Genomic DNA, 3,970 nt, shown 5'->3' with positions numbered 1-3,970 from the left:
AGCCACTGCACCGGTTGTGGATCCTCAACATAAAGCTCCATATCCCAGCTCATGCACTCAATTGCTTTTTCGGGCTGGTGGAAAAAGTAGTAGAGCTCTCCGAGACGCCGCTGCTGATTAGGGTCTTCAGCAATCCGGTTCATTTCATCGATGTTTTCTATAATGGCTTTAACCTGAGAAAAATTCCGTAATGGTCTGACCCACTCACTCAAGTAAGCAATATCATAATCGTTCAGTAGAGATGTAGTGGCCTCGTGAAGAATATCAGGCGCTTGCGAGTCTTCAGTCTCAAGCAAAGCAAGAGTGAAAGTGCGCCATCCCTCCGGTGAAATCGACTCAATTTCTGCTTCTTTTTTCTTATCGATCTGAAGCAGCGCTTTTGTGAGAGAAGAGTCCAGATTGATTTGATGGTGACCGATTAAGGATAGAGCATCTTCCAGTCTTTCTGTTTTCACATAAGATTGTAGTAAGTCTTGGATCAGCGGTTCGATATCAAGTTCGCGTTTGTATAAATCTTCAAGAATCTCTAAGCGGCTTTGTTCGTTAAAGTGCTCGTTAACTAAAGTGAGCAAGGCTTTATAATCTTCGGCAGTGTTGGTAATGGTGAGACGAGTGATGTGAATCGCGATCATGTCGATCCACCTGGATTGCTTTTTATAGAGAGAGGTTAATTGTTGAAAAGTAGCGCCCTGGTATTTGTATGGATATAAGTTTTTTTCTACATAAATAGGGTCTTTGGCGAGAAGCTTTTCATCATTCTGCTTGTAACGTGAATCGTAGCGCGTGAAATCCAAGTTGCCTGAGAAAGCGTCAACTAAGGGGTGGTTAGGTGAAAAGTCTTTTAGTAAGTGGTAGATCCGGTAGCAGGATAGCCATTTCCCGTCGCGTCGTTCTTTATAGAATAAAGTTTGGATAAAATGAGCCACCTTTTCTTTTTTAATGAAAGATTCGAAATAGGTAGCAATCAGGGCAGTTTCTTGGAGATTGTATTGCTTTTGCAGTTTTTTGAAAAGGTCGTTGAAATCGTGTTTCTTCACTAGAGGATGAGAGGAAAGTATAGATTCGATCAAGGGATGGGGAGCAGGTAAGGTAATTCCCTTTTGCATGGCATGGGTTACATGTGAACGCTTTGTCACTTTTTTTGGTCGGACGTAATTCAAATATTGTTCATTATGAAAATAAATATAGTAGCTCTGGTCGCTTTCGTCACGCGCTTCTATAATTTTGCATTGTTTGTATATGGTCATTTGTTTGACGTGGAGAGGCTGGACCTGTTGCTGATCTTTGACTGTAATTGTAGGTAATGGCATAAATCTACCTCCTTCTTATTATCTTCATTCTATCACGATATGGGGTGGGAAAGATATAAAACGGTAAATTGGAAATGAATGGAGGTTTCTAGGTAGATTCTTTTCAGTTTCTAAGGTGCTGGCTTTTTTCCGCCATGATCATACAACATAGAGGATCCACGCTCGGTTTTATAAGAAGAGTGATACACCCCATCTTCCTCCTTGTTTTTCTAAATTACCTTGAAAGTGATAACGTACACTTCACCTCCAAGATCCTTAATCTCCGTTTTTTTCTTTATATGTAATTCGCCGATCCTTTTCTCTCTAGTGACTCCTTCCTCTGGAAGAAATGAAGCATATGCTTCATTTTCGTCTCTTACAGACTCCAGTGCATCCTCTTTTGTAAAAGGCGGTTCAGGTATAGAGGCAACTCCGAAGTAGATTAAGCCACCTCCGAATAAAATGAGTGGTACGCTCATCAAGAAGAGAAGCTCTCGATTTTTTTCTTTCAAATTATGTATGTACCGGTCTGCTATCCCATAGAAGGCAGCTATAAAGAAGCCAGCGCAGATAAGGTAAGGGCTGATAGTAAAAAAGAATGTTCCGAGCACGCCAAAAACGCCATGTAAAAAAACGTAAATGTAGTTAGGGATATAGATACGTTTACAATGGATATATTCTAATCCAGTAGATATCAAGCTTCCATAAATGAGGACGATTGCACCGATGAATAAAAAACAAGTGTATGTCCAACCAGCAAAAGCGTCTCCTTGGTTATACCCTTCGTAATCTACTAATAAGATCGCAAAGAGAATAGCTGGTATGGTTGAGCTTATATAGGATGCGATGATTTTTCTTCTAACAATCTGAAACAATACTTCACCTCCAAGCTGGTAATCCGTATATATTTTAACAAAATATCAAGAGAATGACCGCATAGGATTCTATATTGTTTCAATGACGTGCATTAAGGATAAGTGTATATGGAAATAACTAACAATTTAAGTAGGGAGGCAGAGAATTTGAAACGGAACCATAAAATCATATTGGGAATTTTAATAGGGATTGCACTTGCTCTTGGAGTATCCTTGGGGATTTCGCTTACCGATTGCCTCCTGCTCGGGCTAGGGATAGGGCTGTTATGTGGTCTAATTATGCGAATCATAGTTCAGATGTTTTTAAAAGGGATCGACTAGATCTTTTTAAAAGCGAACGATTTTTGTTCATTTTAATATAAAGTTCGATTTTTAGGTTGACCCTTTCTTTTGGTTTTGCTATATTTGCACAGTAACCAAACCAAATATTCTTACTCGTATATCCTCGGAAATATGGTCTGAGTGTCTCTAGCCGGTTCCCACCGAAAGAACTGGACTACGAGTTGAAGTATTAGATTGTTCGGATTTTTCTGGTTGTGCCTCTTTTTTCCTATGGTCTATACTTTAACTTCGTTGGTCTAGAAGGTAGAAATCATTCTCCCTCTAGGCCTTTTTCTATAGATTAGCGAGAACGAGTACATTAACTAGGAGAAGGGAGGGCAGAAAGAAAAGGAAACTATCAGGAATCATTCTATTACAAGGAGAATTTACTTATGAAAAAACAGCTTAGATATGCTTTATTAGCCATTATTACTCTATTATTTTTATCTTTCTTAGCCGCTTGCAATTCGTCGGCGCAGTCTGAAACAAATGGAAATTCAAATCAACAACCTATTATTGTTCAAGGGCCGATGCCGATTGAAGCTGAGAAATTCGCTAAACGATTAGACAATGTGAAGAAAGAAACATCTGGTACATTTGAATTTTACATAGGAACGGTCGATGACTATCCTGTCATCGTCACGAAAACAGGTAAAGGCATGGAAAATACTGCAGCTGCGACGGCTATAGCGATAGAGAAATATGACCCTGCGGCCATTATTAACCAAGGAACCTCAGGTGGACATGACCCGGATTTACATGTCTTTGATATTGTATTAGGAAAACGGGTGACGAATATTGGTTCAATGAAAACCGCCCACAAAGAAGACGGGGAAGGAATGGATCCAACCGATTGGATTCCAATGGATTTGATGGCTTCTGAAGGAAGTGCGGGAGAGGATCCAGATGCGGAAAACATCCGTTACTTTGAAGGAGACGAAGACCTTCTTGCAGCTGCTAATGCTGTAAAAGAGAAGTACACAAAAGGTGAGGTCGTCGAGGGTACAATCGGGTCTGCCGATGTTTGGAACAATGAAGTCGATCGCATCCAATGGTTTCATGAGAAGTACGGCACTTCTGTCGAAGAAATGGAAGGAGCAGCAGGAGCGCAGATTGCCAAAGCTTATGATGTACCTTTCTTAGGAATCCGTGTACTATCTAATAATAAAGTAAACGATGGGGAATATAACCCGAATACAGCTCAAGCCAATCAGGAATATGTATATGAAGTTGTAAAAGAATACATTTCAACAATTAAGTAACCATACTAAAAACAAAGAGGCTGAGACAAAACTGAATGAAACGCAAAAATTCCGAACGATTCGTTGAAATCAGTTCGGAATTTTTGTGCCAAAAAAAAGAGTGCAATGACCGCTCCCTCAAAACACTTCTCTTTCCACGGGCACAGCCTCAGCTTCCTTGAAAAGAAAAAAATTCTCCTGCGGGATCTTCGGCTCGTGCTGTTCCCGTAAGAGTCTCCGTGTT

The 3,970-nt window shown here is 40.2% G+C and carries 4 protein-coding genes and 1 riboswitch; of the genes, 2 read left to right on the top strand and 2 right to left on the bottom strand.

From position 1 onward, the window contains the following. Positions 1–1,310 (bottom strand): hypothetical protein (locus LD39_RS07235; protein WP_035544590.1); only part of this gene is annotated, 1,310 nt, incomplete at its 3' end. A gap of 209 nt (positions 1,311–1,519) precedes the next feature. Next, positions 1,520–2,164: a hypothetical protein gene (locus LD39_RS07230; RefSeq protein WP_035544586.1), complete on the bottom strand. Its 645-nt coding sequence runs from the start codon at positions 2,162–2,164 to the stop codon at positions 1,520–1,522. A 147-nt stretch (positions 2,165–2,311) separates the two neighbouring features. Between LD39_RS07230 and LD39_RS07225 the strand changes: the two genes are divergently transcribed. Then, positions 2,312–2,485: a hypothetical protein gene (locus LD39_RS07225; RefSeq protein ID WP_156112586.1), complete on the top strand. Its 174-nt coding sequence runs from the start codon at positions 2,312–2,314 to the stop codon at positions 2,483–2,485. 94 nt (positions 2,486–2,579) lie between these two features. Further along, a riboswitch (purine riboswitch) is annotated at positions 2,580–2,683 on the top strand. 194 nt (positions 2,684–2,877) lie between these two features. Beyond that, positions 2,878–3,747, top strand: a complete 870-nt coding sequence (locus LD39_RS07220; RefSeq protein ID WP_035544583.1) for a 5'-methylthioadenosine/S-adenosylhomocysteine nucleosidase — start codon at positions 2,878–2,880, stop codon at positions 3,745–3,747. Positions 3,748–3,970 lie beyond the last annotated feature (223 nt).

Source organism: Halobacillus sp. BBL2006 (genome assembly GCF_000786645.1).
GTDB lineage: Bacteria > Bacillota > Bacilli > Bacillales > Halobacillaceae > Halobacillus.
The sequence above is the reverse complement of the archived record's forward strand: the minus strand, read 5'-3'. Positions and strand labels throughout refer to the sequence as shown.